Source organism: Thermosulfurimonas sp. (genome assembly GCF_015491435.1).
Lineage (GTDB): Bacteria > Desulfobacterota > Thermodesulfobacteria > Thermodesulfobacteriales > Thermodesulfobacteriaceae > Thermosulfurimonas_A.
Genome location: NZ_WFVX01000019.1, coordinates 1 through 3836, shown reverse-complemented (window position 1 = coordinate 3836; position 3836 = coordinate 1). Strand labels below are relative to the sequence as shown.

Here is a 3836-nt window from a genome sequence, read left to right as displayed (position 1 = left end):
CTCAACGCCTTCCGCAAGAAGGTCCTCGGCGAAGGAAAGAAGTTTTTTAAGATCGTGGCCCGGGGCGGAGCGGAGCTTGGCGGAAAGGGGTTTGCGGGTGGCCCGGCGGGCGGCCCGGGCGATCTCCCGGGCGAGATCCGGCTCCGAAAGGAGGGCCGCACCCCAGCCCTGTCTGCGAGCCCGCCCCCTGCTGCAGCCGAAGTTTAAGTCGTAGCCCGCGAAGTCAAACTTCTGGTCCAGGATGCGGATGGCCTCCTCGAAAAGTTCCGGCTCCCGGCCGGAAAGCTGGACGATGAGGGGCCGGTCGGCCTCCGTGTGCCAGAGATAAGGGTCGCGTTCCGGGGGCTGGAAGACCACCGCCCGCACGCTTACCATTTCGGTATAGAAGAGATCCGGCGGACCATAATGAGCCACCAGGCGCCGGAAGGCCACATGCGTGAGCCCATCCATGGGGGCGAGAAGGGTCGGGGGAGGAAGCACCGGCTCAGAGTTCGGCCAGAGGGGTTTTCCAGGCCTCCTTGAGGGCGGAGAGGGGCTCCTTCACCAGGTCGCGGCCCAGGCCGTCCCGGATGATGAGTTCCGGCTCGGCGATGACCTCCCCTATGAGGGCGTAGGTGGTCCCCTCCATGAGTTTTTCGAAGTCGCGTTTCCGATCGCGGGGCACAGTTACCAGGATGCGGCTTGCGGACTCGGAAAAGAGGATGAAGTCCGGTCGGCCACAGCCCTCATAGGGCACCGCGGAGAGATCCACAAAAAGCCCGTAACCCCCGGAAAAGGCCTTCTCCGCAAGGGCTACGGCCAGTCCTCCGTCCGAGGCGTCGTGGGCCGAGGCAATGAGACCGTAATAGATGGCGTCCCGAAGGCGCAGGTACCTTACGCGGGCTTCCTCGGCATCCACCCTGGGAACCGAGACCCCTACAAAGCCCCGGCTCGCATAGTATTCCGAGCCTCCCAGCTCGTCCCGGGTCATGCCCAAAATATAAAGGAGGTCTCCGGGGCGCTTCACATCCATGGTCACCGCCCGGGTCACGTCCGGGACTCTGGCCACCACCGAAAAGAGAAGGGTGGGAGGAACGGAGATTTTAAGGCTTCCGTCGGGAAGGATCGTCCCCACCCCGTAGGGATTCTCTCCTTTCGGGTCAAGCCCCAGGGCCATGAGGTAATCGTTTTTCATGGAGTCCTTGCCGGAGATGCAGGGGACCCCATAGACCAGGGTGAAGTCGTGCACCGCCCGGGCGGCCCGCACCAGCTGGGCCAGCTTGTAGCGACCGTCCGGAGTCTTTTCGCTTTCGATGGGGTCGCACCAGCAGAAATTGTCCAGTCCGGCCATGTGTTCCGGGTCTCCGCCCACGCAGACCGCGTTGCGGATGGCCTCGTCGATGGCATTGGCCGCCATCCAGTAGGTATCGATATCCGAAAACTTGGGGCAGATCCCGTGGGCCACGGCGATGCCGTCGGTGCGGGAAAGATCCGGACGGAGCACCGCGGCGTCACTCGGGCCGTCGTCCCGGGCCCCGGTAAGGGGTTTTACCACGGAGCCTCCCTGGACCTCGTGATCGTACTGTCGCACCACGTATTCCTTGGAACATACATTGAGCCGGGAAAGCATCTCCCGCAGCACCGCCCCCAGGTCCTCGGGCTCGGGAAGATCGGGTTCCTCGTGCCTCGGCGGGTGCCATTCGGCAAAAAGCTCCATCTGGGGCACACCCTCATGAAGGAATCGGAGCGGAAGGAGGCCCACGGTGCGCCCCTCGTAGCGCAGGTGGAAGTACCCGGAGTCGGTGAACCGACCCACCACCGTGGCCTCCACGTCCATGCGCCGGGCCAGTTCCAGGAACCGATCTATCTTTTCCGGGGGCACGGCCACGGTCATGCGTTCCTGGCTTTCGGAAAGGAGGATCTCCCAGGGCTTAAGCCCCGGGTACTTCAAGGGAGGTTTTTCCAGATCCAGCTCCGCACCACCGGCCTCGCGGGCCATCTCCCCCACCGAGGAGGAGAGCCCGCCGGCCCCGTTGTCGGTGATGGAGGTATAGAGGCACTCATCGCGGGCCCGCAGCAGGAAGTCGGTCATCTTCTTCTGGGTGATGGGGTCTCCGATCTGGACCGCGGTGGCCGGGCTTCCCTCGTGCAGGGCCTCGGAGGAAAAGGTGGCCCCGTGGATACCGTCCTTTCCGATACGCCCGCCCACCATGACCACCAGATCCCCCGGGCGGGCCCCCTTCTTCCAGGAGGGTTCCCCACAGACCTCAAGGGGTAAAATGCCCCCGGTGCCGCAATAGACCAGGGGTTTTCCCAGATAGCGGGGATCGAAGACGATGGAGCCGTTTACCGTAGGGATTCCGCTCTGGTTTCCGCCGTGTTCCACCCCCTCGCGCACCCCTTCGAAGATGCGGCGGGGATGGAGGAGCCGCGGCGGGAGGGGTTTGTCCCAGTTCGGGGGGGCGAAGCAGAAGACATCGGTGTTGAAGACCAGGAGGGCTCCCTTCCCGGTCCCGAAAGGATCGCGGTTCACCCCCACGATTCCGGTAAGGGCTCCTCCGTAAGGATCCAGCGCCGAGGGGCTGTTGTGGGTCTCAACTTTAAAGGCCAGGGCCCAGCGATCGTTGAGTTTGATCACCCCGGCGTTATCCACGAAGACCGAAAGACAGAAGTCCCGCGCTCCGAGTCGCTGGCGAATCTTTTCCGTGGCACCCCTGATGTAAGTCTTAAAGATACTATCCACGGTGAACCCTTCGCCGGACTCGAGATCCCGATAGTGGATGCGGGCGTTAAAGATCTTGTGTTTGCAATGCTCGGACCAGGTCTGGGCCAGACACTCAAGCTCCACATCGGTGATCTCCGGGCCGAGGCCGTGCCGGAGCCTTTCCTCCACGAACTCCGCTTGCCGGAAGAAGTCCCGGATGGTCCGCATTTCGGAAAGGGAAAGGGCGAGAAGCCTCTCCCGCGAGAGCGCAAGGAGTTCCTCGTCCGAAAGTCGTGAAAGGTCCCAGGTCTCCACCGTGGCTTCGGATCTCTCCGTGACCCGGGGAGCGGGGTAGGTGATGCCGGTCTTTTCGTAATCCTTCCGGGAGAGGATCCACCAGCGTTCGATGAGTTCGTTGGCGAGCAATTCCCGGGCCATGCGTTCAAGGTCCTCCGGGGAGAGGGTTCCTCTTATCAGATACTGCATGGCGGAATAGACCCCTTCGCAGGAGGAATCAAGCGGGCGTTCGAGGAGAAGTTCCAGGGCTTCGGCCGCCACCCGGCCTTCGTTGTCCGTAACCCCCGGACGGAAGCCCACCTCGATCACCCAGTCGTAATCGAAGCCCAGGGTGGGAGAGAGCGGTTTTCCCACGGAAAAGAGCTGGATTACCGGGTCGCAAAGGGCCTCGCGGGCAAGACGTTCCAGTATCTCCCCGGAAAAGTCCCCCTCCACCAGGTAAACCCGCACCGTGCGTACGGCCTGAACGGAAAGCCCCAGGAAATCCCGGGACCGACGGAGGACTTTGTCTCCCCGGGCATCGCGAAGACCGGGCTTAAAGGCCACTTCTATCCGGGTCGTTCTCACTCCTGGCCTCCTGGTCAAGTCTTATTTCGTACCACTCTTTTACGAAACGACTATACCAGTTTTTGAAGACTTCGGAATCGGCAAAATGAAACTCAAAGGGATGAAAGGGATGGCACCTGCGAAATTCGGAGAGCCAGAGCCGTCTTATTTCCGCCGGACGCAGGCCCTCGGGGAGCAGGATCAGGACATCGATGTCGGAGAGCGCCGGGTGGGCCTTTCCCGAAAGGATGGAGCCAAAGACCAGGAGTTTCACCCCGGGATATCCTTTAGAAATCCATAGCCGCAAAAA

General features: G+C 62.2%; 3 protein-coding genes. All 3 read right to left on the bottom strand.

Going from position 1 to position 3836, the window contains the following annotated elements:
* A partial coding sequence (locus F8J34_RS00750) for a tRNA-dihydrouridine synthase family protein (protein ID WP_297055360.1) occupies nt 1-480 on the bottom strand: 480 nt, incomplete at its 3' end.
* 4 nt (nt 481-484) lie between these two features.
* Nucleotides 485-3547 (bottom strand): AIR synthase-related protein, encoded by a 3063-nt coding sequence (locus tag F8J34_RS00745; RefSeq protein WP_297055358.1) that lies wholly within the window; start codon nt 3545-3547, stop codon nt 485-487.
* On the bottom strand, nt 3516-3836 hold a 321-nt coding region (locus F8J34_RS00740), incomplete at its 5' end, for a nucleotidyltransferase domain-containing protein (RefSeq protein WP_297055357.1). The genes F8J34_RS00740 and F8J34_RS00745, both read right to left, overlap by 32 nt.